At 59.1% G+C, this 23,383-nt stretch carries 22 protein-coding genes and 3 pseudogenes; 13 read left to right on the plus strand and 12 right to left on the minus strand.

Annotated elements, in window-relative coordinates:
- The first annotated feature begins 16 nt into the window (after positions 1 to 16).
- The 3 genes from hmgA to maiA are packed head-to-tail and all read left to right on the plus strand — an operon-like array spanning position 17 to position 3,374.
- On the plus strand, positions 17 to 1,354 hold the full coding sequence (hmgA, locus tag H1204_RS40955; protein ID WP_180736273.1) for a homogentisate 1,2-dioxygenase: 1,338 nt from the start codon (positions 17 to 19) through the stop codon (positions 1,352 to 1,354).
- Entirely contained in the window at positions 1,351 to 2,730 is a 1,380-nt protein-coding gene (gene fahA / locus H1204_RS40960) for a fumarylacetoacetase (protein ID WP_180735821.1), read from the plus strand. The genes hmgA and fahA overlap by 4 nt, the downstream gene beginning before the upstream one ends.
- Entirely contained in the window at positions 2,727 to 3,374 is a 648-nt protein-coding gene (gene maiA, locus H1204_RS40965) for a maleylacetoacetate isomerase (RefSeq protein ID WP_180735822.1), read from the plus strand. Before fahA ends, maiA begins: the two co-directional genes overlap by 4 nt.
- A 118-nt stretch (positions 3,375 to 3,492) precedes the next feature.
- On the opposite strand, the gene H1204_RS40970 is transcribed toward maiA, so the two are convergent.
- On the minus strand, positions 3,493 to 3,999 hold the full coding sequence (locus H1204_RS40970) for a phasin family protein (RefSeq protein ID WP_180735823.1): 507 nt from the start codon (positions 3,997 to 3,999) through the stop codon (positions 3,493 to 3,495).
- Positions 4,000 to 5,247: 1,248 nt separating this feature from the next.
- On the opposite strand from H1204_RS40970, the gene H1204_RS40975 reads away from it, so the two are divergent.
- Together H1204_RS40975 and H1204_RS40980 are read left to right on the plus strand one after the other, a co-directional pair.
- Positions 5,248 to 5,475, plus strand: a complete 228-nt coding sequence (locus H1204_RS40975; protein WP_243469072.1) for a nitrilase-related carbon-nitrogen hydrolase — start codon at positions 5,248 to 5,250, stop codon at positions 5,473 to 5,475.
- Between the two features lie 20 nt (positions 5,476 to 5,495).
- On the plus strand, positions 5,496 to 6,005 hold the full coding sequence (locus H1204_RS40980; protein WP_243469073.1) for a lipocalin-like domain-containing protein: 510 nt from the start codon (positions 5,496 to 5,498) through the stop codon (positions 6,003 to 6,005).
- An 823-nt stretch (positions 6,006 to 6,828) separates the two neighbouring features.
- On the opposite strand, the gene H1204_RS40985 is transcribed toward H1204_RS40980, so the two are convergent.
- A complete protein-coding gene (locus tag H1204_RS40985) occupies positions 6,829 to 7,089 on the minus strand; it encodes a hypothetical protein (RefSeq protein WP_180735824.1) in 261 nt (86 codons plus the stop codon).
- A 34-nt stretch (positions 7,090 to 7,123) separates the two neighbouring features.
- On the opposite strand from H1204_RS40985, the gene H1204_RS40990 reads away from it, so the two are divergent.
- The 4 genes and pseudogenes from H1204_RS40990 to H1204_RS41005 form a co-directional block, all read left to right on the plus strand.
- Positions 7,124 to 7,606 carry a DUF1643 domain-containing protein gene (locus H1204_RS40990; protein WP_180735825.1) on the plus strand — a complete coding sequence of 161 codons (483 nt, stop codon included), beginning with the start codon at positions 7,124 to 7,126 and terminating at the stop codon, positions 7,604 to 7,606.
- Positions 7,603 to 7,764, plus strand: a complete 162-nt coding sequence (locus H1204_RS40995; RefSeq protein WP_180735826.1) for a hypothetical protein — start codon at positions 7,603 to 7,605, stop codon at positions 7,762 to 7,764. Before H1204_RS40990 ends, H1204_RS40995 begins: the two co-directional genes overlap by 4 nt.
- 49 nt (positions 7,765 to 7,813) lie before the next feature.
- A complete protein-coding gene (locus tag H1204_RS41000; protein ID WP_180735827.1) occupies positions 7,814 to 8,002 on the plus strand; it encodes a hypothetical protein in 189 nt (62 codons plus the stop codon).
- 290 nt (positions 8,003 to 8,292) lie between these two features.
- Positions 8,293 to 9,226 (plus strand): annotated as a pseudogene (locus tag H1204_RS41005) (phage Gp37/Gp68 family protein); the annotation flags it as partial.
- A gap of 10 nt (positions 9,227 to 9,236) precedes the next feature.
- On the opposite strand, the gene H1204_RS41010 reads toward H1204_RS41005, so the two are convergent.
- The 7 genes and pseudogenes from H1204_RS41010 to H1204_RS41040 all read right to left on the minus strand — a co-directional run bounded on the left by H1204_RS41010 (position 9,237) and on the right by H1204_RS41040 (position 15,050).
- Positions 9,237 to 9,482 carry a hypothetical protein gene (locus H1204_RS41010; protein WP_180735218.1) on the minus strand — a complete coding sequence of 82 codons (246 nt, stop codon included), beginning with the start codon at positions 9,480 to 9,482 and terminating at the stop codon, positions 9,237 to 9,239.
- 65 nt (positions 9,483 to 9,547) lie between these two features.
- Positions 9,548 to 9,763: a hypothetical protein gene (locus H1204_RS41015; RefSeq protein WP_180735828.1), complete on the minus strand. Its 216-nt coding sequence runs from the start codon at positions 9,761 to 9,763 to the stop codon at positions 9,548 to 9,550.
- A gap of 484 nt (positions 9,764 to 10,247) precedes the next feature.
- Positions 10,248 to 11,261: pseudogene (locus tag H1204_RS41020) on the minus strand (IS110 family transposase).
- A gap of 183 nt (positions 11,262 to 11,444) precedes the next feature.
- Positions 11,445 to 12,098 (minus strand): hypothetical protein, encoded by a 654-nt coding sequence (locus tag H1204_RS41025; RefSeq protein WP_180735829.1) that lies wholly within the window; start codon positions 12,096 to 12,098, stop codon positions 11,445 to 11,447.
- Between the two features lie 41 nt (positions 12,099 to 12,139).
- Positions 12,140 to 12,381: pseudogene (locus tag H1204_RS52010) on the minus strand (MFS transporter); the annotation flags it as partial.
- A 10-nt stretch (positions 12,382 to 12,391) separates the two neighbouring features.
- The gene (locus H1204_RS41035; RefSeq protein ID WP_180735831.1) at positions 12,392 to 13,465 is read right to left on the minus strand and encodes a hypothetical protein; all 1,074 of its coding nucleotides are present in this window, start codon (positions 13,463 to 13,465) and stop codon (positions 12,392 to 12,394) included.
- Between the two features lie 742 nt (positions 13,466 to 14,207).
- Positions 14,208 to 15,050, minus strand: a complete 843-nt coding sequence (locus H1204_RS41040; RefSeq protein ID WP_180735832.1) for a substrate-binding domain-containing protein — start codon at positions 15,048 to 15,050, stop codon at positions 14,208 to 14,210.
- A gap of 375 nt (positions 15,051 to 15,425) precedes the next feature.
- Between H1204_RS41040 and H1204_RS41045 the strand changes: the two genes are divergently transcribed.
- Positions 15,426 to 16,412 (plus strand): nitronate monooxygenase, encoded by a 987-nt coding sequence (locus H1204_RS41045; protein WP_180735833.1) that lies wholly within the window; start codon positions 15,426 to 15,428, stop codon positions 16,410 to 16,412.
- Between the two features lie 742 nt (positions 16,413 to 17,154).
- Here H1204_RS41045 and H1204_RS41050 read toward each other — a convergent pair.
- Positions 17,155 to 17,427 (minus strand): hypothetical protein, encoded by a 273-nt coding sequence (locus H1204_RS41050; protein ID WP_180735834.1) that lies wholly within the window; start codon positions 17,425 to 17,427, stop codon positions 17,155 to 17,157.
- 521 nt (positions 17,428 to 17,948) lie between these two features.
- The gene (locus H1204_RS41055; protein WP_180735835.1) at positions 17,949 to 18,551 is read right to left on the minus strand and encodes an NAD(P)-binding domain-containing protein; all 603 of its coding nucleotides are present in this window, start codon (positions 18,549 to 18,551) and stop codon (positions 17,949 to 17,951) included.
- Between the two features lie 121 nt (positions 18,552 to 18,672).
- Here H1204_RS41055 and H1204_RS41060 point away from each other — a divergent pair, with 121 nt between their 5' ends.
- Positions 18,673 to 19,602 (plus strand): LysR family transcriptional regulator, encoded by a 930-nt coding sequence (locus H1204_RS41060; protein WP_180736275.1) that lies wholly within the window; start codon positions 18,673 to 18,675, stop codon positions 19,600 to 19,602.
- 259 nt (positions 19,603 to 19,861) lie between these two features.
- Positions 19,862 to 20,287, plus strand: coding sequence for an SET domain-containing protein-lysine N-methyltransferase (locus tag H1204_RS41065; RefSeq protein ID WP_180735836.1), 426 nt, complete (start codon positions 19,862 to 19,864; stop codon positions 20,285 to 20,287).
- Positions 20,288 to 20,331: 44 nt separating this feature from the next.
- Here H1204_RS41065 and H1204_RS41070 read toward each other — a convergent pair whose 3' ends face one another.
- Entirely contained in the window at positions 20,332 to 21,138 is an 807-nt protein-coding gene (locus tag H1204_RS41070) for a DUF6675 family protein (RefSeq protein WP_180735837.1), read from the minus strand.
- Between the two features lie 799 nt (positions 21,139 to 21,937).
- Here H1204_RS41070 and H1204_RS41075 point away from each other — a divergent pair.
- Positions 21,938 to 23,068 carry a glycosyltransferase family 4 protein gene (locus H1204_RS41075; RefSeq protein ID WP_180735838.1) on the plus strand — a complete coding sequence of 377 codons (1,131 nt, stop codon included), beginning with the start codon at positions 21,938 to 21,940 and terminating at the stop codon, positions 23,066 to 23,068.
- Positions 23,069 to 23,383: the final 315 nt, after the last annotated feature.

Raw genomic sequence — 23,383 nt, forward strand, 5'->3', positions numbered from 1 at the left:
CCTACGTAACGGGCAGTTGAAGCGCGCGTCGGCGGCGTCGGCACATTCTGCGCATCCGGTTGGCTACCAGTCCGGGTTTGGCAGCGAGTTTGCGACCGAAGCATTACTAGGTGCCCTGCCGGCCGGCCGCAACTCGCCACAGCGCGCACCGTATGGGCTGTACGCCGAGCAGCTCTCAGGTACAGCGTTCACGGCACCGCGCTCTCACAATCGACGTTCCTGGCTGTATCGAGTACGTCCTGCCGCTGTCCACAAGCCGTTTACGCTTTTGGAGAACAGCAAGCTTGTCGGTGACTTCTCTCGCGTCCCGCCTACTCCGCCTAACCAGCTGCGTTGGGACCCGTTGCCCATTCCCACGGCACCGACCGATTTCGTCGATGGTCTCGTGACGATGGCGGGAAACGGCTCAGCCGAAGCGATGGTCGGGTGCGCCATTCATCTGTACGCGGCCAATCAGTCGATGTTGAACCGCTTCTTCTATAGCGCTGACGGCGAACTCCTGATTGTCCCTCAGGCCGGCAGGTTGAGCATCGCGACGGAGCTGGGCTTGCTCGAAGTCACTCCACAAGAGATCGCAGTCATTCCGCGCGGTGTCCGCTTCCGCGTCGAATTGCCGGACGGCGAAGCTCGCGGCTATATCTGTGAAAACTTCGGCGCCCTCTTCCGCCTTCCCGACCTCGGCCCTATCGGTTCGAATGGTCTTGCCAATCCCCGCGACTTCTTGACCCCGCTCGCCGCTTATGAGGTGCGCGAGGGAAACTTCGAGCTTGTTGCCAAGCTCAACGGCAATCTGTGGCGCGCGGATATAGGCCATTCGCCCCTGGATGTCGTCGCATGGCACGGGAACTACGCGCCGTACAAGTATGACCTGCGCCTGTTCAACACGATTGGCTCTATCAGCTTCGACCACCCGGACCCATCCATCTTTCTGGTGCTGCAGTCCCCTAGCGACACGCCGGGTGTCGATACCATCGACTTCGTCATCTTCCCGCCGCGATGGCTCGTCGGCGAGGATACCTTTCGTCCGCCATGGTTTCACCGGAACGTCGCAAGCGAGTTTATGGGCCTGATTCACGGCGAGTACGACGCCAAAGCGGAAGGCTTTGTCCCAGGTGGAGCAACCCTGCACAACTGCATGTCGGGTCACGGCCCGGACGCAGGCACGTTCGAGAAAGCATCGGTCTCTGACACCACGAAGCCCGTCAAGGTTGATTCGACGATGGCATTCATGTTTGAGACCCGCACGCTTATCAAGCCCACTCAATTTGCCCTCGAAACGTCACAGCTTCAGAACGAATACTTCGAATGCTGGCAAGGCCTCACGAACAGATTCAACCCGGAAATTCAGCGATGATTTCAACTACCGACAACGCGGACTCAGTAGCTGAGACCACCCGCACAGACCTCAAAAGTTGGGTCGAATCAGCGAACACTGCAGACACTGACTTCCCAATCCAGAATCTCCCGTTCGGCGTCTTCTCCGACGCCCAGTCCAGTGTTGCGCGTGTGGGTGTCGCAATCGGTGACTGGATTGTCGACATTGCTGCGCTCGAGTCCGCCCGCCTGATAGCGGTTCCATATACGGTTGTGGACGACGACGGAAAGCCGAAGAGTGTTTTCCGGAAACGGCGGCTGAACGACTTCGTAGCGTTGGGCAAGCCTGTCTGGCGAAGTGTGCGCAGCCAGCTGTCGGCACTACTTTCGACCGACACGGCAACCTTGCGCGACGACCGTGACATGCGTGAGCGTGTAATGGTCCGACAGTCAGACGCTGTCATGCACCTGCCCTTCGAAATGCCTGGCTACACCGACTTCTACTCGTCACGTGAACATGCCACGAATGTTGGTTGCATGTTCCGTGACCCAGAAAACGCTCTGATGCCAAACTGGCTCGAGATTCCCATCGGGTACAACGGTCGAGCCTCGTCCGTTGTAGTCAGCGGCACACCAATACGCCGCCCGAATGGTCAACGCAAGGACCCAAGTTCTGCTCGCCCGCTGTACGGCCCCTGCGGAAAGCTGGACATCGAACTTGAGACTGGCTTCTTTGTGGGTATCGGCAGTACGCTCGGGAGCCCTATTCCCGCGAAGAACGCCGACGACCACATCTTCGGGATGGTCCTGCTGAACGACTGGAGCGCCCGCGACATCCAGCAATGGGAGTATCAGCCGCTTGGTCCTTTCAACTCAAAGGGTTTCGCCACGACTATCTCGCCGTGGGTGGTGACGATGGACGCGTTGACGCCTTTTCGCGTCGAACAGCCAGCGCAGCTACCGGAACCGCTCGAATATCTACGCGGTGCCGCCAACGCAGGCGTCAACATGAATCTTGAGGTTCAGTTGAAGCCCAAGTTTGCGTCGAATCCGACGACGATTGCCAGAACCAATTTCAAACACATGTATTGGTCGATGGCGCAGCAATTGGCACATCACACATCATCGGGCTGCAATACCCGCGTGGGCGACCTCATGGGCTCCGGAACTATCAGCGGGCCCAAGTCAGATTCGAGCGATGACAACGTCGGGACCTTCGGCAGCCTTCTCGAGTTGACGTGGAACGGAAAGACGCCGCTCAAACTTGAGGCCGGCGAGGAGCGCGCGTTTATTGAAGATGGCGATGAATTGACCCTGCGCGGATGGTGCCAAGGTGATGGCTATCGCATTGGTTTCGGCACGTGCGTCGGGACCATCCTGCCGGCTTTGGATGTCGTTGCGGAGAGCAACGGATGAAGCTCTACAGCTACTTCCGAAGCTCCGCATCGTATCGCGTTCGCATTGCCCTGGCCCTGAAGGGACTGCCGTATGAATACGCGGCAGTCCACTTGCTGAAAGGAGGCGGACAGCAGCTCGCCAGCGTATATCGTGAGCTCAATCCAGACGGGTTGGTCCCGACGCTCGAAGATGGGTCGCAGACTCTCACCCAATCTCTTGCCATCATCGAATATCTCGACGAGGTGTATCCGGACCCGCCGCTACTCCCTTCTACTCCAGCGGATCGTGCATACGCTCGTTCAGTAGCGCTGCAAGTTACCTGCGAAATACACCCGGTGAACAACCTGCGCGTGATTCAGTACATGAAAAAGCGCCTGAGTATCTCCGACGAGCAAAAATCCGAGTGGTATCAGCACTGGATTGACGTTGGCTTCAGTTCGCTCGAACAGAGACTCAGTTCCGAGCGTCGCGTCGGAGACTTTGTGTTCGGCAGCACGCCAACTATCGCCGACCTGTGTCTTGTCCCGCAGGTTTGGAACGCACGCAGGTTTGAAATTCCTTTGAATCGTTACCCAACCATATCGCGGCTCGCCGCAAACGCGATGGCTTTAGATGCATTTGCACAGGCAGAACCTTCGAAGCAACCGGACGCCGAATCGTAACCACTACATGGATGTCCCGGTCTCCCGACCGGGACTCGAGTTTCTGTCAGGCACATGGCGTCTGACGTTGAGGTCTCAAGTCCGCCACGTACATACGCGCGGCAGGCTTGAGCGATTGCTACGCTTGGCCAACAGCAGTTCCGACGGCCTTCTTGGTCGCCTTGGTGGTTGCCTCATACGCAGCGTCAGCGGCCTGACTAGCCGCGCCGAAGCTCGACTTCCAGAAGGCGGCGATAGCGTCTCCGCCCGGGAGCGCAGTCTTCGACATATTGTCGAACCAAGCTTTCGGTCCGATGGAAGATTGCTTGAGCACCAGTTTTGCCGCCTCCTCGAACTCGACCTGTGTGCCTGAGACAATTTCAGTTACGTGCTTCCAGTAGGTCTGGGCATTTTGAACGCCCGTCTGAAGTTGGGTCGTGTCAACTGCGAAGGTTGCTTGCGGACCTTTCCCGCTGACGGGTCGAACAGCGAGTCCCTGCACTTCGGCGAGCGTTGCTTTAACCGTCTGCGTATTGAGCTCAAGCAGCATTCCGAACCCGTGGAGAGCTTTAGTCGCAAGACCGAAGACTGTGTCGACGCTTGCTTTCGTGGCGCTAATCGTTTGTTCCGGTACGAACGTGGTCATGGCTGACTCCAAAAGTAGGGGCATGTCGCCCAAATCGCATGCTGCATTGCAGCAATTCATGACCTATCGTAGCGCAGAATTCCTTGAAGTCAAATCTATATTTGGAAGATGCATGGCATTGATGGGCAAGTAGATCAAGCTTATCGACGATGCGCTTATGGCGACCGCTTAAACGGTTTCGATTTTGAACAATACCTGTATCTACGCTGCATCGCAACAATATGGCCCGATCACCACGACACGTTGAACTGGCGAAAGGTCGCGGTGACGACAAGGAAGAAGTCGCATGCGATTAATTCAACTGCGCCGGCCGGTATCCCACGCCAGCCCGAGCCGGATAAGGGTTCCGGCCGATGCACCCTATCGAAGTGACAATACCCAGAAAATGGCGAAAAACCTCGCTAATTTAATGACATACAGGAGTTGCCGCGCCGCTTCTCGGGGGGCAAAACGCCCATTTGCATGCTAATAAAATCAAATACTTGCATGGGGGTTTTGAACAGGGCAAACGCTGTGGAACGTCCTTTACGAGCGTCGGGCCAATTCCCCTTCAGGCGGTTCGGGCGACGCAACTCCCGTCAGTGGGAGCGGGCATCGCTACCACCTGGCCCCCGTCGTGCCTGAGCCTGCCCGTACCGTACTCCTGGGCAGCCGGCGAAGAAGTTGCTGACCCACTGCCGCCGGTCGCGCTGTCAGCGTTCAAAGGCAGGTAACTGAGTGGTCTGGTCATCCCCGGCCGGTTTCTCGGGTACAGCAGTTCGGCCTGAGCCGACGTTCGTGTATCTACACCTATATGGCGACTTATCGTGCACACCTGTCGTTCGGCGAAGACAACGGTGAACGACTGCTGTCGGCTTCAGCGAATGGGTGGTCTCGGACCCTTATCACCCGCTAGATCAGGTCTAGTCTCAATGGCAGGTTGCGAGGCGGAGCGGCCGTGGTCGCCCTTAACATCGTCACCTCCAATTCCGAAGAACGGGTCTTCATTGCTTAGTGGCGCATCCTATACTGAATCGCATAGTTGAGTCGCAGCAGGCTCTGCCCTCGCGCGTCATGTGGCTGTTTGCGCCGGATGGGTATTGAGGCGATATTCGCGAGCCTGAGACTGGGGTCTAGCGCTCACACAGTTTTGCGCCTGCTTCATTCGAACCTTATTGCATCGCGATGATGGGACGCTGTGGGCAACGCCCCCGGAACGCCATAATTTCCGCTCCTTGATGAACGAGCTCGCTCAAGCCGGAGGTAGAAATGGAGCAGGTTTTGCAAGCAGCAGTTGTGCAAACGGGATCGGCCATGTTCGATGTCGAGCGTACTCTGGCCAAGGTGGAACAGAACGTAGCCGCGGCGGCGAAACACGATTCGCAATTGGTTGTCTTCCCTGAAGCTTTTGTATCCGCTTACCCTAAGGGACTTACCTTCGGCGCTTCCGTTGGCGCCAGAACCTCTGAAGGTAGGGAGGACTCAGCCACGCGCTGACATCCGTGATGGAGAGTTTCATGAAAGGTCACATCACTGCCTTGCTCATCGGCCCTGCGTTATGGGCTTACACACTATTCGGCGTTCAAGTGGCCTTCGCCCAAACGACGGCCGACCTGGTTGGCACCTGGAAGCTTGTCTCACTCACGGTTTTGAAAAGCGGAAGCGCGGTGGAAATTCTGGGAGAGCGCCCGGAAGGTCAACTCGTCTTTGGCGCCGATGGGCACTACACCCTGGTCGCTCTTCGTGCGAACTTGCCGCGGCTTGCGTCGGGGGATCGTTTTTCAGCGACTGGGGACGAAAACAGACAGATTGTGCAGGGAAGCATCGCGCATTTCGGGACATACAAAGTCGATCCCGCTGCACGTACGATCGAATTTCATATTCGGAAGGGGACGTTTCCGAACTGGGATGGCGAAACACAGGCGAGACCATTTGCCATTGAGGGCGACCGGTTGACCTACGTCACGCCGGGTAGCTTCGGATATGGCGCGTCAACAGTGGTCTGGCAGCGGGAACGTAATAAGTAGAGGTGGGACCGAAGCCCTGGACAACGCGGGCTAATGCAAAATCTGGCGTTGCCGTTGACTGTCTGAGGCATCCTGGCCGACTGACGTGGGGACGTTCCATCTTTCCTCATAAGGGATAACTACTCTTTGCCAAACACGTAGCCTAAGCTCACCAACATGACAGTTCCTTAACGAGGGTCAGCATTGATATCGGGCACTTTTTCTGAAATGGCGCCCCTTAGATCGCCTCCTCGTGGCACCGATCGGGCGCCGGCGCGTGATCGGATAGCGAAACGCCGCGAACACGACCGTTACGAAACATCACTAGACGATTGACGGATGCACGGAGTTATCAATCAGAGAGCAGTTATGCTAAGTAGTGTCGAGTAACTCATTGTGGCTGAACCCTGAACGTCGGCGAAAGGACCAAATCGTTGAAGGTTGTTCATCGTTCATCGACCCTCTCCGGCCGTTGAAGATGTGAGACGTGAAACGGCAGCTTTCGAGTGGCGGATGTGCCGGCTGTGCGAGCGGTAGTAATAATTGGCCGAACTCGAAAATCCACGAAGTTGTCCGGCGCGACACCAGCGGCGAGACGCCTTCAATTCGTTGGACTGCCTATTACTGACAAACAATGGCAGTCAGGACGAATGGTATTACTTCCTTCACTGTCGCGGGACTTCCAATTTCCCGAATGCGTCCGCTCACCGCGTCTTTCCCTGACACTATAACAACCCCGTAGACCTCATTGATGGCTTCATTGCTTCCATGGTGAATGAACATTTCATCGTTCGGGGAGAAACCAAATACGGCCCTGACCTTAAATCCCAATGCTGTTAGATCGTCACCCGTTATTGACGAAATCACCGCCATGGGCGATCCCCTCTATCACTTCTCTGCCATATTGAATCAGGATTCGACACGCCTCTTCGGCGGTGTTCGCGGGTCTGGCCCAGTTCGGAGTAACCCGCGTCTCGGTGACCTGGGAACCGTTCGTTCTATCAGTAATCACTATCCATCCGGTGAAGCTAGTTTGCCCAGGGGTATTCGGCACGTTCGCATGGATCTCGATGCCGGGCCTATATTCGGAAAGCTGGCTCGTCACGGTCGTCTCCTTGGTGATTTAGCGGAATCCTAGCATGAGCGCAATCATTAGCCCTTGCGGCACATATCGCTACCTGCTGAAGCGCCAGGCCGAATCGATGTCGCCGATGAAGTCGACCGCGCTGTTCGTCATGCTGAACCCGAGCACGGCGGATGCGATGCTCGACGATCCGACGATCCGTCGATGCCGCGGCTTCGCGAAACTGTGGGACTGCAACGGCCTCGCCGTCGCGAACCTGTATGCGCTGCGCTCGACTGACCCGGCCGCGCTGTGGTCACACCCCGATCCGGTCGGCCCCGACAACGACGACTATCTGTGGAACTTCGCGCGCGAATGCGGCGACGTTGTGTGCGCGTGGGGATCGAATGCCAAACCTGAGCGCGCCGCTCGTGTCGCCAGCATCTTGACCGACGCTGGCGCGCGCCTCTGGTGTGTCGGTACGACGAAGGACGGTTCGCCGCGCCATCCGCTTTACGTGCGCGCGGAACACCCCCTTATCGAATGGAGTCCGCGATGACCGACAACGTCAAGAGTCTGGAGCCGGTGGCGTGGGAATGCTCGTCACCTGAAGGCGAAAAGCCCGCGTTGGCTTTCCTCACATCCAAGAAGCCCACCGTCGAGCACTGCGAGAATCAAGGCTGGCGCGTGCCGCCTCTAAAATGCCGCCCCTGTTGATGACAATTTAATGAACGTCGGGTTATCCACAGAAACGGTGGATAACCCTGTGCACAGCGGCGCTGGCAGCGCAATGGCGAACGATGCGGAGCGGTATCGGTGGCTGCGCGCAAACGGCTTCAGCTTCGCCGAGCTAGCGACGCGGTCGGATACCTATAACGGCAACTATGGTGGCGAACTTGACGATGCTATCGACGCCGCTATCGCGGCATCCGCAAAGAAGGGAGATAAAGCGTGAGCGATGCGCGAGTCGGTCAGAACGCCATGGCTGCAATCTGGAACAGTGCGCCTACACCAACGAGGGCGAGGCAGGGCCTGACTAGTTTCTGTTGCCGATGCATCGCGATTCTCTTCACCTTGTCCGGTTCTCCAATAAGGCTCACAGAGCCATCCGGATTGTATTTGGGCGCAGGGCAGGCGAAATCCAGGCGGCGCCGATTCCGCCGAAGGTAGTAAGGGCAAGTCCTATAACGTTCAGAACCGTGCTGGCCATGGTTTCTTTTCCAGAATTTTTGCCGGAATACTAGCATGAGCGAGAACAGCAAAATCGAATGGACCGATCACACGTTCAATCCGTAGGAAGGCTGTCAGAAGGTCGGGCCCGGCTGCGATTACTGCTATGCCGAGACGCGCAACGCTCGCTTCGCCGGCGGTACGGCGATCAACTGGGTCCCGGGCGCGCCGCGCCGCCGCACGTCCGTCGCAAACTGGCGCAAGCCGCTGCAGTGGAACAAGGCGCACACCGAGTTCTATGCGCAGCATGGCCGCCGCCAGCGCGTCTCTTGCGCGTCGCTCGCCGATGTGTTCGACAACGCCGTCGATCCGGCGTGGCGCCGAGACCTGTTAGACCTCATTGAGCTCACGCCCAACCTCAATTGGCTGCTGCTGACGAAGCGCGTCGGCAACGCATTCGAGATGATCGCTCGCGCACGCTCACGCGACTGGCTCGCTGGCTGCGACAACGTCTGGCTCGGCGGCGACGGTCGTCAACCAGGCCGAGGCCGACCGTGACATTCCAAAGCTGCTCGAGGTGCCGGCCCGCGTGCGGTTCTTGTCGATCGAGCCGATGCTGGGGCCCATCAATCTCGATCGCATCTATCTCGATCTCTCTCACACTGCGTGGATCGACTGGGTCATCTGCGGCGGCGAAAGCGGCCACGGCGCACCCCCGATGCATCCGGATTGGGCTCGTGCGCTCCGCGATCAATGCGCGGCCGCTGGCGTGCTGTTCCTCTTCAAGCAATGGGGCGAATGGGAAATCGCAACGGTCGAGAACGGCCATTACGACGGGGATATGGCGCGCAACAACGCTCATTGGGTACACCTCGACGGCGTAATGGCGAAGCCCAGTTTGCTGCGGCCGGGCTATCCGCATGCCGATATGGCGTACGGAATGGTCAAGGTCGGAAAGAAAGCCTCCGGGCGCCTGCTTGACGGTCGCACGCACAATCAGTGTCCGGAGCGCGATGATCCTACCCGTTGCCGACCTTGGTCCCTTCCACTCCGAGCGACACGAGCTTCACGATGTATTCCAGAGCCTCAGTCTCAGAAAGACCACCTTTGAGAAGCGGCTCGATGCTTACGTGGTGCGGCGGGAGAAGACCTCCCTGCCCTCCAGGTGGCGGCTGGACCATGATCGATGCTTCTGCTTTTGCAGCGATCAGCATCACAACAATCTGATGACCATGAACAACATTTCTTCTGTTCGGAGCGGTCATGGCTGTCTCCTGCGGGCATTTTCGAGGATCGTAGCGTTAGCATTTGGAATAGTAGGCCAGGAAGTCTACAACCCAAGCACGCGTTTCGCTTCGGCCTCGGCCAATGCAAGCGCCTCACTTTCCGTAGGCATCGGCCGACCACAACCGCGCCCTGTGGTCTGTCCGACGATGCTCCCATGTTTGGCCGTCTGGACGCGAATATAGCCTTTGAACATTCCTCCGGGAGCAGGCATAACGCAAGCCTCGACGGTCTTATTTCCCTTCGTTTCCTTGAACGCCATATCGCCTCCTCAGGTGACGACAAATCCTAGCATGACCGAAGCAGCACAACGAGTAATCCATAAGGGACACCCATTAGCCGGCCGGAGTCAAGGGTAAAAAAAGTACCCCGCAAACAGTTGCGTCAATTCTCGGTGACAACAGCGCGCCACCTTCATTCGTGCAAACACTAACCGCGCCCGTTTTCTCACTCGTTGGTTGCGAACCGAATCGCACCAGACACCCGTCGGGATCAAGCCTGTCGCAATGCTCCGCGACTGCCCTGGCGGCAGTGCCGCCCCAGAGAAACTTTGGTGCCAGGCCGTGTCCAGGGGAGTGCTTGCATTCCCTGTGGCTATCGCCATGACGACGCCAGTCCTTTGATGGCTCACGGCCTGTGCGATTCAGTGTTCTGCATCCGTTCAGATGGCACAAGGGCGGCGTCCAACTCATTCGGGTGGCTTCACACCAGTCCCTTGTCCTGGCTCGCCGCCCCTGGCCAAACCGTTATCCAAAACACAGATGGACATCGAAGGGTTTCTGGTCTCGCAGCACGTGGTAGCACGCCCGCGCAAGCTTGTGTGCCAGAGCCTTGATCGCCAGGACGCGGTTCGTCCTGCTCTTCTTGCGATCGTAAAAGTTTCTGGCCTGCGGGCAGTAACGCATCGCGAAGTTCGCTGCCTCCACAAACGCCCACGCGAGATACTTGTTGCCGTTCCTGGTATTGCCTTCACCCTTCTTCCTGCCGTTACTCTCCCTCAGGCTGTCAACACAGCGACAGTAGGAACTGAAATTGCCGACCTGGGCAAAGCGGCTGATCGAGCCGGTCTCGAGCATGATTGTGGTCGCGAGCGTGTCGCCGATGCCCGGCACCGTCCTGAGCAGGTGGTACTCGGCACGCAGGCTCACGCGTTCCCTCAGTCGCTTCTCCAGCGCCTCAATCTGCTGCCCCAGCGCCTGGCTGACCGCGCGGTTGGCCTCCACGGCCAGCGCGACATCGGGCGCAAAGGCAAATTCATCGACCTGGCCGGCTGTCAGCCGTTTGACTGCCTCGCCATTTATTCGGCTCCCCGTCTGCCGCATCAGGATGCCCTCGATCGAAAGGATCTGCGCTGTGCGATAGCGCACCAGCTGCATGCGCTTGCGTGCCAGGTCGCGTGCGCCGCGTTCCTCGCGCGGATAGACATAGCCCTCGGGCAGCAACCCGAGCCTCAGTAGCTGCGCCAGATAGGCCGCATCGGCGAAATCGCCGCTGTGCTTGAGACCGTCGTATTTCCTGATGGCAGCAGGATGGGCCAGGTGTACCCGGTAGCCTGTGTCCATCAGCCCATCCACCAGCCAGTACCAGTTGTACGTGCTCTCGACGACCACACCCGCCAGTTCTTGCCGGTACGGCTCAAGCGTCGCCGCGATCTACGCGAGCTCGTTTGGCACGCGTTTCTGGTACACGATCCGGTCGTTCTCGTCGCTGACGATCACCACGCAGTTGTTCGAATGCAGGTCTATGCCACAATAGTTCATGTCGGTCTCCGCAGGGTCAAAGTGCGTTTCGCAAACTGACTTTAACCCTCGTCGCATAACCGCGGCGAGGAGGCCGGCTACATGATCATCATTCGAGCTTTCCGAAAGCAGCCGTCCGAACGAGACCACTTCAGACTTAAAACAGCTTCATCAATTTACTGATGGAAACGAATGCGAGTTGTGTCAGCCACCCTTAAGGTCACTCCCCACAGGTCTACCGACACTCTCCCGTAATGTGCCAGTTTCACGAGCGCAAGTCTGCATAGGAGTGGTTTCCCTTTTAACCGCATGCAGGTCAAGTAACTGAATAAATTGCCTGTCTGAACTTCCATGTTCGTGGCTCATACGAAGCAAGCGTCCCTCATCTTCAGACTCAAACAATGCGTCGCCCGAAGGTGCTGGCAATACAGACATCAATGGTGAGGGATAGTCGGGAATCTGCCTTAGTGTGCCATGTGAAAATAGTTTCTTCGCGTCAGATTCTGACATCGTAGAACCCAGTACATAGACAAGCCCGACAACGGTACCGGATCCTTCAAATCCAAAAATGATGATCTTTTCGGGCGACTCTCGCTCCGCGATTTTGCAGTTCGCGTGCTGCCCATTCGACATCAGGTTGATATAGCCTCCCCGCGCCCGACGTAGTTCGGTGACCAGTTCTCGCCAAGGGTCTTCGACATGACATGCTTCGCTTCTTCGAGCGGCCGTCCGAGCATGTCGTCTGGCATCGGACAGCTTTGCGCAGAAGCTGCCAATCGCCGTTCGATCGATGCTCGCGCTACCGCGAACGGCAGGACGCACCCTGAGCGGACGGCTGGGCTGCCAGATAACAGCCATTCGAGTTACGGTGATCTATCTTGGCACAGGGGTCTTGTACGGCCGGCGAGGGAAATGAGCAGCACCGGCCGGCGGCCGTAGTGATCCGACAGGACACCGAGAACGGGCGCGAAGACAAACTGCATCAACGCGTACAGCGCGAGCATCGCGCCGAAAACAGCGAGGACACCTCGTCCGTGCCGCTCATCGAACGCAGCAGTCCCGGCAGGATCGGAAAGATCAGTGCGATGCCCGCCGCGTCGAGCGCGACGGTGGCAAAGATCACGACCAGCGGCCAGCTCATATCCGACCGGTCACGCCACCAGCGTCGAGGTCACCGCGTCCACCTCCAACGCGGTCGCTTCGTCGTCCGCGATCGTCGCAGCCGCCGGATGGAGGAGGTCAGGCCGCTGCCGTCGCGCTACGGCCAGAAACGGATCATGGGGGATCGGATGCCAGAGCCAATACGCCTCCGGCCGCTGCGCAGTGAACCCGGCGATAGGAATGGCGAGCCTTTGGGTGAGATCGGAAGCCGCAGCGTGCTTAGGCATCGATGCGTGGTACTCGATCGGATCGAGAATGTTCATCGAAAAGCCCTGCGCGTCCCGGCGCGATGCAAAGCCCGGAAGGATCGGCGTTCCGGATCGCGCGTATCTCGCTGGTCCAGGCGGATAGTTGAACTCGGAATCATGCGCCATGGCGACAATGCCTTTGTATTTGGCGCTTGGGTAGACATCCACGACCATCAATACGACACCATTGTTCTCAAGAGCGTTCGAAATCTCGGCTCCGGTGTGCCTTCGCCCGATCGCTATCGGTGTTCCGCAACCGGCATGCCGACCTGCATCAATCCAGCGCTCGGTGGGCGTCGGCTTATGGCCGATCGCATAGACGAAGGCGATGTTGAATCCTCGATCGATGAGATGCGCCGCGAACAGTTCGATGCTGCCTATGTGGGGGACCGCAAGGATGCAGCCGTTACGTGATTTCGACAGAACCTGAGCGAGACGGTCCAGAGCCTCGTCGGGAATGTTGGCCTCGACGTCCAGCGCTCTGCGCCGGTCGTGTTGCAAGTTGCCGAGATCGAAGAGGACGGTGACCCAGGCTGCCAGCCCTTCGATCACATGGTCATGGGTCGCGGTGCCACCGCGGATGATGCTTTGGCGAAGGAACATGTTGTTGACCATTGAACTGGGCCCGCAGGCGATGACTTCAGCAATGTCTCGCGCGAGAGATGGCTGACGGGCTATGGGGACGGCCGGCGCCAGGCGGTCGACGAGGTTTACGACTGCGGTTTGGATGTCTCCGTGCCCACGCGGCAGTGGCGTGATAGCGCCGGTGCGGATAGGTGGGACGAGCACGTGCTCGTGGTTTATGGTGCTGGTCATTCCCTTTTTCCTTGTGTGACACACCGAATTCGGGGCTCTCAGTCGAGTGCGTCGCGAAATTTCATATTGACCGATAACGGCGACTTTTCGGCTGCGCGACATTTCTTGACATCAAATTCACGCAAAATAGGTCAATTGCAAAAAGCCGCTGATCCGCGAGTTTCAGCGGCTTTTTCTTTGCGCTCGCACCACGCGACCGGAAAGTGGGTCACCGGTCGCTGAACGCCAGCCAACATCGGCTCGTCCCCGCTGCATCAACCTTCCATTCGAAGTCGCCGACGCGCTCTCGCCCCGCCAATCGACCCAATCCCCAAACGCAGTCGTCGCCCTATGACTGCCCTAAGCCTGTCTTGTCACACTTGCGCCCATCCCAATCATCTCGACTGAGAGACCACGATGAACGCGCTATCGACGACATCGCCACCGACAAGCTGGCAAAGCAAAGTCCCCGAAATTGCCCTGTCCTTTTGGATCACCAAGCCGACTGGCCGCACTATTGGCCTGGCTAGCGGGCCGTCACTTCGCCTGTCAGCAGACATTTTGGTCAACGGTGGACGCAAGCGAGCGGGCGTCCACAATGCCCCATCTCAAAACGTCGATTTTCGACCGGTAAATGACCGTTCGCTGACTAAAGTGGACGCCTGAGCGTCAATTTGGGCGCGGTAACGACCGGCCGTAATTGGCCGTTCCCAGAAGAGTCATCAGCCACTCAGGTCAGTGGCATGTAGCCGCGCGTTTTCGCTCATTTCGCAGGCATCGCTGAAAGCGGTTCGAGCCCGCTCCTCGAAATCGCAGACGCCGCGTCCGGCGACGACAGAAAATGGATCAGCGCCTCTGCACCGGGCGGATTTTTCGCATTGGTGGCGATTCCCCCGGAGAACACCGTGTACCTCTGCACTTCTGCTGGCAGACTGCCGACCACCGTCACCCCTTTCACCGGCAACAGTTCGACGATCTCCTGAATTCCGATCTCAGCTTCTCCATTCGCAACGGCATCGGCGACCTGCGCGACCTGAAGCATGCGGCTCTTGCTCCCCATCGGCCCCGCGATGCCGAGACGCCGGAACAGTTCGTCGCCGACATAGACGCCGCTCGGGCTGTCCGGATAGACGACAGACTTCGCTGCAAGCAGCGCTCGCCGCAATGCGTCGGCCGAGCTGATATCCGGCTTGGGGCTTCCCTCGCGAACCACCATGCCGATTGCCGATCGTGCGAAGTCCACCTTACTGTCAGGCAAGACCTTGCCGGCATTGATCTGTTCGTCGAGTGCATAGCCAACCACGATCAGCACGTCGGCCCACTCGCCGCGCGCAAACCGCACAGGGATCGCATTCGCGGCCGTACCCACCGCGGGCCCCCAGACGGTGATCAGCTTACGGCCGGAGGCCTCCTCGAATTGCGGGCCCAGTTCGCGATAGGCCGACGCAAACCCGCCCGAAATCATCACCTTGACCTCGTCTGCCATTGCGATGCAGCTACTCAGTAACGCGCCCGCTACGCAGAATGCAAGTGCGCGAATGCTCAGCTTGCACATGGCCACGGCCCCGCCCCAATCTCCATAGGATGACCCTGTCCGGATATACATCGTGTACGGATGCCAGTCATCATGTTAGCCGGCATCGAATGCGGCAGCGAGCCTGCCGCATACCGTTCTGCTTCACCCTACCGCAGTCGACGGGCGCTGTTCGACCCTCTCCGGTCATAGACGGCTGCTCTAATTCGACGGCCACTTTCAAGGGCACAGCGGTCATCCGTGCCGTCAACGCGAGGGCGATTGCGTTCATCGTCGCGTGGCAGCTGTCAGGTTCCCCCTGTGAGGATTAGTCTTTTAGCGTACTACCATACCGTTACGCGTTAGAGCTTCTGTTTTTCGAATCACTGCACAGGCGAAGAGGCGTCCGCATACCGCTGAATTGGAAGTTACGCCGCCCCGCCCAGAGTTAGTCGAACGGAGGGCAGAATGCAAACACGACTGACACAAATGCTCGGCATTGAGCATCCCATCCTCTCCGCGCCGATGGCGTTTGCCGCTGGCGGCAAGCTTGCCGCGGCCGTGTCCGGCGCGGGCGGGCTCGGCATGATCGGCGGTGGCTATGGAGACCCAAGTTGGCTCGAGCAGGAATTTGCCGACGCAGGAAGTGCCCGCGTTGGCTGCGGATTTATTACGTGGTCGCTGGCGCAAAAGCCGCAGCTGCTTGAACTCGTGCTCGCACACGCGCCCGTTGGGGTCATGCTGTCTTTCGGCAATCTCACGTCATTTGCGCGACAAATCAAGGCAACCGGCACCAGGCTGATCTGCCAGGTACAGACATTGGAGTTGGCTCGCGAAGCGGTCGCCGCTGGCGCAGACGTGATCGTCGCGCAAGGCGCGGAAGCAGGAGGTCACGGGGCCGTACGAGCGACGTTCACGTTGGTGCCGGAGCTTGCGGACTACCTCTCAGTTGCAGCACCAGACACTGTGCTTGTCGCGGCCGGCGGGATCGGCGACGGCCGCGGGCTTGCGGCAGCATTGATGCTAGGTGCTGACGGCGTTCTTATCGGTACGCGTTTCCTGGCGAGCACAGAAGCGCTGATAGCGCAGAGCCTGCAGGCGGCAGTGCTCGCTGCCGATGGAGATTCGACAATCCGCACGAGGGTTGTCGACATTGCTCGCCGAATCGAGTGGCCGGAGGCGATCACCGGGCGCGTGCTCAAGACTCGCTTCACGATGGACTGGCACGGCCGCGAGGCAAAGCTCTCGGAGCCAGCGATCCTTAAACACGAAGAGATCCGCTACCGGAACGCCCTGAACGCCGGCGACGTTGACAATGCCTCTGTGTTCGCCGGTGAGGCGGTCGGCCTGATTCGCGATATTGCACCGGCAGGCGACATCCTCCATCGGATCGTTCGTCAGGCTGAGGATTTACTCGGACGTCCGGCAAACGCGCCGAACAGCCTGCCAGCTTAGAAGCTTTCGCCAACCCCTCGCGCAAGCAGGTGCGACCCACCGTCGTGGTTGCCGCGACCAATACCACGGTATGCCAACATTGCAGGGATGGCGAAACTTCACGCGGCCTGATCGCTTCGGCTGATCAACCGCCAGTCGGCGCAGATCTGTGAACGTCCGAAATTTGAGTGGAGCGGCCGCTTGAATGGCAAGCTGAGCGCGAAAGGGAATGGCTGCAGTTGGCCTTACGCTGCCCGCCGAGGGCTGTTTGGCATGAGTGGCTTACGCTCTTACGCTGACGTGTCGACGTACATCCGCGCTGGCAGCCTACAGCCATTGGAGTGCCATATCGCAGCATAGTACGGCATAATCCGGCCGATTCTGGCAAGGCTCCCGGAATGGCCAGCATCTTTTGTCGACCTCAACCGGTCGGCTTTTTTCGACCTGAGCATGCAGCGACCAGCGCTTTCAAGTCGCCACTCTTTACCCAGCAACCACGCGACACCAAAGCGGCCTTCTCGGACACAGATCCGATCGCCGGAAAGCTGTCACTGATCTGTACTCCCTCCCGCCGCCCTTCTTGCTCGATTAACCAGATCGTTCGCCGAAGAGGTCTTCCAGCAGTCTTCCACAGATTCGCACCAGGCGATCGCCTCCTTGGCACACACATGGGGAGGCGCATTCAAGCTTCAGGTCGCACTCGAAATTTTCCTGGGTTGTTTCTCCAAACAGGTTCGCTGCAGTTTTGCATTACCTGAAATTCTCAGTGCGCCGCGAGCCGCTGCATGGTCGAGAGGTCGCAGGCCTCACCGTCCACTTCAACCACACGCTGATGGGCGTCGAAATACACCGAGTGCGTCTGCGAAGCAGCACGCCCGAAGTCGTATTCGAAGCACCGAATCCCGTCCGCCTGCGCTTCCGAATCAGGCTGTCCGACGGCCTGCACAACTTCCTGCCCGGACATGCCGACGCTCACCCGACTCGCGAGCAGCTCGGACGATCGCGCGGCGCATCCGGTGACGACGATCACCAGCATGCCGCATGCTGCCGGAGCGCAACAACGAAGTAGGCTCATCGCATCCCTCCTGATGTTGCAATTCTGCACAATCCACACGGCGCGCACAGCCAGGTGAATGCCCAAGCCCTATTCACCCGACGCCAATCGTCCAGCGCGCCATCGGCGATCTCTTGCCATACGATCTCGACGCCTGTTCACATTCGCCCAGGCAGATCGCCCCGATTGGGGGCACCGGGTCCTCGTCGACGGCGAGAACCGAATTCCTGCCGACCATGGATAGCTCACGGCAGCGACGTCGCTCGGCATGACCGTTGGCCGTGCGTGGTGCTCGTGCGCATGACTGAGATGCAGCGGCCTACTATCGTTCAAAACCCTTGTTTCGCGTACGAGGCCAAGTACGTCGAGATCGCGGTGGTCCGGTCATCCAGCCCGGTTTCTCGGGGACAGCAGCTCGGCGGCCATTGCGGCCATTGCGGTCATTGGAGATCAATCAAATTAGGCGGCCGCCAATGAAACCGCCTCGCGCCATATGCAGCCGTTTAACCGAACTTCACCAGATTCAACGTCGGCAACGGACCACCCGGAAACTGCACGAGCCGCGCGCCAATCGCGAGAGGGCCAAGATCGATACCAAAAAAGCCGAGCCGTTCGATGAGCTCGCCGATCTTTGTGTTCGCCTGCGCATCATCGCCTGAATAGAACAGCACGCGCATGCCGCCTTCGCTTGCGGGATCATGGGCAACGAGACGAGCCTGCAGATGGTTGAACGCTTTCACCACTCTTGCGCCGGGCACGAGGTCGGCGAAGACGTCCGACGACAGCCTGCCATTCAGATCAATGGGTTTGAAAAGCGGCGCTTCGATCGGGTTGTTCGTATCGACGACGATACGTCCTTCGAAGTCCGGCAATCCATCGAGTGCGGCGGGCAGCTTCGACCAGTTCACTGCGACGAAAACAATCTCCTTCGATGCCGCCTCTTCACGCGTGCCAGCCGTAACGTTCGGGCCAAGCGCGGCAACGGTGTCTTTCAGGCTAGCCGGGCCGCGGCTGTTCGATAGCATGACGGCAATACCTTGTCGCGCAAGCGCAGTGGCAATGGCAGCCCCGATCTGGCCGGCCCCGATGATTCCAATTTCGGACATGACAACTCTCCTTCTGATGTGGATGAATGTGATTGGTTGGAGCAACTATGCCTAAATGGAAGCACAACGATTAGTCGTAGATGACTTGTTATACTTTCAAGCATTGCTTGAAGGTGATCGAATGGAAACGCTCGTGAATCTCGAATCGTTCGTGCGTAGCGCCGAGCATGGAAGTTTCTCGGAGGCGGCGCGCTGGTTGTCCCTCACGCCCGCAGCCGTCAGCAGGAATGTCGCCATGCTCGAACGCAATCTCGGCGTGCGCCTGTTCCAGCGATCGACCCGGCGCCTCACGCTGACGGAGGCAGGCGAATCGTTTCGCTCTGCAATTACGGGCAATCTGGCGGGAATTCAGGCGGCCATCGAAGGCATCTCCAGCCTGGGCGGTGAGCCTGCCGGAACACTCAAGGTCAGTCTGCCGCCGACCTTTGGCATGGCCCATGTCCTGCCGCTCTTGCCCGGCTTTCTCAAACGCTATCCGCTCGTGCGTCCAGAGTGGCACTTCGAGAATCGGCAGGTTGATCTTGTTGGGGAAGGCTATGACGTGGCGATCGGTGGCGGCTTCGAGCTGTCTCCGTCCGTGGTCGCGCGCACGCTGGTGCCGGTGCATGTCATTGCCGTGGCATCGCCGGCTTATATGATGGGCCGGAAACGTCCGCGCGATCCTGGCGGTTTGCACGCTTTCAGCGGCATCGTGATGCGGTCGCTGCAGACCGGCCGTATTCGCCAGTGGACGATGCGTGATATGTCGGGCCGGGAAGAGCCTGCGCACCTTCAGGAGTCGACCGTCGTCAACGATCCTGCAGCCATGCGCGAGGCCGCCTTGCTCGGCCTGGGTATCGCCATGCTCGCCACTGCCGATGTGCTCCCGGCTCTCGAAAGCGGGGCGCTGGTGCGACTCGTGCCCCGCTGGTACTCGGATGCTGGCGCGATATCCGTCTACTACGCGTCTCGCACGCTGCTACCAGCAAAGACACGCACGTTCATCGACTGGATCGTCGAGAGTTTTGAAGAACAGCGGCTTGCGGAACGGTTCGCGGGCAGTCTGGCTTAGAGGCGGGTGCGTTGGCTGTTGTGTGTGAGGGCGGCTTCCCCACGAGACGGGGGACAACACCGAATCGCAAATGAGAGGTATGCGTCCTGAGCCATCCGGCGGGAACGAGACCTACCAGATGTCGTGTCCGTTTCCGAACCCTCTCCGGCCGTTCAGGCCGATTGAACATTAACGACGGCTTTCAAGATCACACCCATCATTCGCGGCTGTTCGGACATGGAGGCCGCGCGAGAGCGAGGATTCGCGGTGGTCGGAGCCCATGACACGCAGCATTGCGCAAATTGGACTCCAGAGCGTTGCGGCGGCAATTGCCACCGCGCGGATTGCAGTTTCTTGCAGCGCCGGTGAACTGACTACCTGGCGGCGGGCTGCGGCGCGGCAGCGCGCGGATGCTGGCCACACCTTCGTGTTCGGACTCTCGGACGGACGGGTAATTGATGGCAGTCGCAGTCGCAACAGTGCCCGCTTCCTGAATCACGCATGCGCACCGAACTGCGAAGCGATTGAATCGGGTGATCGCGTCTCCATCCACGCCCTCGCCGACATCGCGCCCGGCTGCGAACTGTTTATTGACTATGATCTGGTAATCGACGGCGAACCCACCGATCAGATCAGGCAACAGTACGCATGCCGCTGTAACTCGCCCGGGTGCCGGCGAACCATGCTTAGCGCGTCAGATGGTTGACGTCGGCCGATGCGAATGACTCGATCACTCGCTTATGATCCAGGTCACCGCACGGCCGGTGGTTCCGCGTCGGTCGGGACGCCGGCCAGGTGCCGGAACAGTGCCAGCGCCCGGTTCGCCGTAGAAGCCTCGTGCCCGCTCGCAATGAAACTGCTGGTTTGTCGGTCGATGCGCACGAGAATGTACAGGCCCCATATGTCGTTCGCCTGGTGCTGTGCAAACACCACCGTCTGCAGCGCAGCCGGCTCAAACAGCGTTAGTCCGAACGCACGGACCGGCGACACATTTTCATCGGCCAGCGCCACCCGGTGCGGACTGCGCTCTAGCACCCGCACCCGGTACACCAAGGGGCCGGAGCGGCTGTCGTCCACCCAGTAGTAAAAGCTTCGACCGGGTTGCAGTTCCGACGGGCGGAAATCACCCCGCCGTTCCGCGCCCTCGGTGGGTCCGTCCAGCGCAGCTGCATCGAGGAACAACGGACGCCATTTCTTGTCGGTCGTGGACCAGTAGCGCACGGTGCGCAGGGTGGAGACCGCCCCGGCCCGTGCCAACAGGGTCTCCGGACCGTCGGCGACGCGGACCAGGCCTGCGAGCGCGACGACAACCCGGGAACGAGACGCGGCAGGCCATCCGGTGCACGAGGACGGCCGCCACACGCCTTTATCGAGGTCCTCGGCGCGGAGGATCGCCATCGCAGGTTGCGCGCCCGGCGACTCGTAGGCCGGCACCGGCGGTGTCCCGCACGGCGGCGTTGGCAGCGGGGTTGCCACGGCGAAGCCGGCGGCCACCAGCGTCGCGCAGCAGGCGGCTGCCTTCAGGCTTTGCGTACCACGAGGACGCGCAACGTTCACCCCTACTTACCTCCCATCAGCGGCTCGACCAACAACTTGACGTAGATCGTATCTAGTCCGTCGTCGCAACCAGTTCTTAAAATTAAATTGCGGAGCACCGCAGGCTCTTATCGACAGACGCTCACCGGCCACTCACGATCTATTCCGTTTGCAAAGACTTCCTCCAAGCGTCATGCGACCCTCTTGGGGAAAGCAATAAATGCCAGACCTTCCGAATACCTCGGCAAGGGATACCTTGTCTCCGCGAGCGGCGGCAAGTTTTGCAAGCGCTTCGTAGCGCGGGACGTGGTAGTCGCCCAGATTGCCGATGAAGAAAAGAAGACGCATTGGAACCCGACAAGCACGGTTGAACCACAGGGGATGTCGAACGTGGCATTCGTGCCGCAGCAGGAATCAATCCTGCCACAGGGTGAGTGCCGTCGATACGGTCGCGACTGCAAGCGCCAACGCGCAACGGTAGGCGCATCTTGAACGGGTGCGCTGGCGGCATCGCAGATGGCAAACGGGGGAATGCCGGGATTCTGTTGGCCGCCACCCTACTCGTGGTTTATAAAAAGTAAAGTCGATCCCGCACGCGCCGAGCATCAGTGATGTTCCGACTGACTCATTTCACGCGGACCCGCCTCGCCCGGATGTGGGCACTCCGCTTGCTGCATGCGTTCGGTTCCCCAATCGGTTCGACAAGTGCGAGTGGCAGACATAGTCATCCGCTACCGGAACAATGCTTCGATGCAGTCATTGTTTCTTCTTTCTTCGCGCTTACCATGAGGTCGAACCCGAGTCCGCCTGAGCGACTGAAATGCCAAAGCTTCCCGCAGTATTCATGGTAGGCGCGTTTCCACCGCCTGTTCATGGGCTGTCGATGGCGAACGAAGCAATCGCCGAGCGCTTGGACGGCCGCGCCCGGATCGTCAAATTCGACACTGTAGGGGCGCGAGTAAGATCTGAATGGGCAGGCCGTCTCTGCCGGCTCGGCACTGGGTGGGCCGTCTTGCGTTTCGCGGTCATGGCAGCCGTGCGGCGACCATCGTCAATCTATATCGGTCTCTCAGGTGGGCCTGGTCAATTGTACGATGGGATGTTCGCGTTAATTGGAAACCTGCTGCACGTCCCGGTGTTCATTCACCATCACAGCTTCCGGTACATCAACAGACCATCACGTTTGACGCGACTGGTCTTCGATCTTGCGGGCAACGCAACCCACATCGTGTTGTGCCCCGATATGGCGGTGCGCCTAAAACAGCTGTACCCGACATCGGTTGGGGAAACGCTGGTGTTGTCCAATACCTCATTGTTTCCAGCAGCGCCAGGTGGGCACGCACGGGTACGCGGAGAGCGTCCGCTGACACTGGGATTTTTGTCGAATATCACACGCGAGAAAGGGGTCTTCGTATTTTTCGACGTGCTTTCCGCACTCGATCGACGAGGTCTTCAAGTTCGAGCAGCAATAGCCGGGCCCGTCGCCGACGCGATCGGGGATGAATTCAATGCGGCGTTAATTCGCCATCCTGGAGCAGATTATGTCGGCCCGGTTTCGGGCGAAAAAAAGACGAACTTCTACAAGTCAATCGACTTGCTGGTTTTTCCATCCAGTTATGAAAACGAGGCCGAACCGCTCACCGTCATCGAGGCAATCGGATTTGGCGTCCCTGTTATCGCATCCGACAAGGGATGCATTCCTTCGACATTGCGGCGGGGCGGCGGAGCCTGCGTTGTCGACGATGAGCGAATGGCAGAACGCATCGCGGATTTCGTGGTCGACGTCGCTAGCTCTCCAGGCGTCTATGAAGCACTCTCGTGTGGTGCGGTGGCGTCTGTGATGAACGAAGCCCCAAGCCAGGCCGCTGCGCTTCGCAAGCTCCTTGGAATGCTGACGCGGACAGATGCGGTAGATGGTCATGTCATTTCGGACCGGCGGATAGGTTCTTAGCGGTGGTTCGAGAGGCCATCGCGCGATACCTCACCGCGATACACAGAAAGCCTTGAGCAACTGCATGAAGCGTCCGCGCTAACAACCAACCCTCAACGCAGCGTTGCCATCGAATGAATCGTTGTTTGCCTATGTTGAAGGCGAGCAATGGCAAAGCTTGACGCGTGCGTCATCGAGCGACACGGCCAGGGCGCCCCGGACTTCCGGTCCGAGGCCTAATAAGTCCAGGCACGTCCAGCCCGAAAGGAGTGCACCGGTTTTCGAAGCGCGCCAGCGGCCCTCGCCGGGTGCAAAAGCATCTTTTGTCGTATAGAA

The organism is Paraburkholderia sp. PGU19 (genome assembly GCF_013426915.1).
Taxonomy (GTDB): domain Bacteria; phylum Pseudomonadota; class Gammaproteobacteria; order Burkholderiales; family Burkholderiaceae; genus Paraburkholderia.

Bases quoted from the DNA above. Each gene is read 5' to 3' on its own strand.
- H1204_RS40990 (WP_180735825.1), top strand. From the start codon at position 7,124: ATGAGCGCAATCATTAGCCCTTGCGGCACATATCGCTACCTGCTGAAG.
- H1204_RS41010 (WP_180735218.1), bottom strand. From the start codon at position 9,482: ATGACCGCTCCGAACAGAAGAAATGTTGTTCATGGTCATCAGATTGTT.
- H1204_RS41040 (WP_180735832.1), bottom strand. From the start codon at position 15,050: ATGTATATCCGGACAGGGTCATCCTATGGAGATTGGGGCGGGGCCGTG.
- fahA (WP_180735821.1), top strand. From the start codon at position 1,351: ATGATTTCAACTACCGACAACGCGGACTCAGTAGCTGAGACCACCCGC.
- H1204_RS41015 (WP_180735828.1), bottom strand. From the start codon at position 9,763: ATGGCGTTCAAGGAAACGAAGGGAAATAAGACCGTCGAGGCTTGCGTT.
- H1204_RS41055 (WP_180735835.1), bottom strand. From the start codon at position 18,551: ATGTCCGAAATTGGAATCATCGGGGCCGGCCAGATCGGGGCTGCCATT.
- H1204_RS41075 (WP_180735838.1), top strand. From the start codon at position 21,938: ATGCCAAAGCTTCCCGCAGTATTCATGGTAGGCGCGTTTCCACCGCCT.
- H1204_RS40975 (WP_243469072.1), top strand. From the start codon at position 5,248: ATGGAGCAGGTTTTGCAAGCAGCAGTTGTGCAAACGGGATCGGCCATG.
- H1204_RS40995 (WP_180735826.1), top strand. From the start codon at position 7,603: ATGACCGACAACGTCAAGAGTCTGGAGCCGGTGGCGTGGGAATGCTCG.
- H1204_RS41050 (WP_180735834.1), bottom strand. From the start codon at position 17,427: ATGCTGGTGATCGTCGTCACCGGATGCGCCGCGCGATCGTCCGAGCTG.
- H1204_RS40970 (WP_180735823.1), bottom strand. From the start codon at position 3,999: ATGACCACGTTCGTACCGGAACAAACGATTAGCGCCACGAAAGCAAGC.
- H1204_RS40980 (WP_243469073.1), top strand. From the start codon at position 5,496: ATGAAAGGTCACATCACTGCCTTGCTCATCGGCCCTGCGTTATGGGCT.
- H1204_RS41045 (WP_180735833.1), top strand. From the start codon at position 15,426: ATGCAAACACGACTGACACAAATGCTCGGCATTGAGCATCCCATCCTC.
- H1204_RS41065 (WP_180735836.1), top strand. From the start codon at position 19,862: ATGACACGCAGCATTGCGCAAATTGGACTCCAGAGCGTTGCGGCGGCA.
- H1204_RS41060 (WP_180736275.1), top strand. From the start codon at position 18,673: ATGGAAACGCTCGTGAATCTCGAATCGTTCGTGCGTAGCGCCGAGCAT.
- H1204_RS41025 (WP_180735829.1), bottom strand. From the start codon at position 12,098: ATGGCTGTTATCTGGCAGCCCAGCCGTCCGCTCAGGGTGCGTCCTGCC.
- H1204_RS41035 (WP_180735831.1), bottom strand. From the start codon at position 13,465: ATGACCAGCACCATAAACCACGAGCACGTGCTCGTCCCACCTATCCGC.
- maiA (WP_180735822.1), top strand. From the start codon at position 2,727: ATGAAGCTCTACAGCTACTTCCGAAGCTCCGCATCGTATCGCGTTCGC.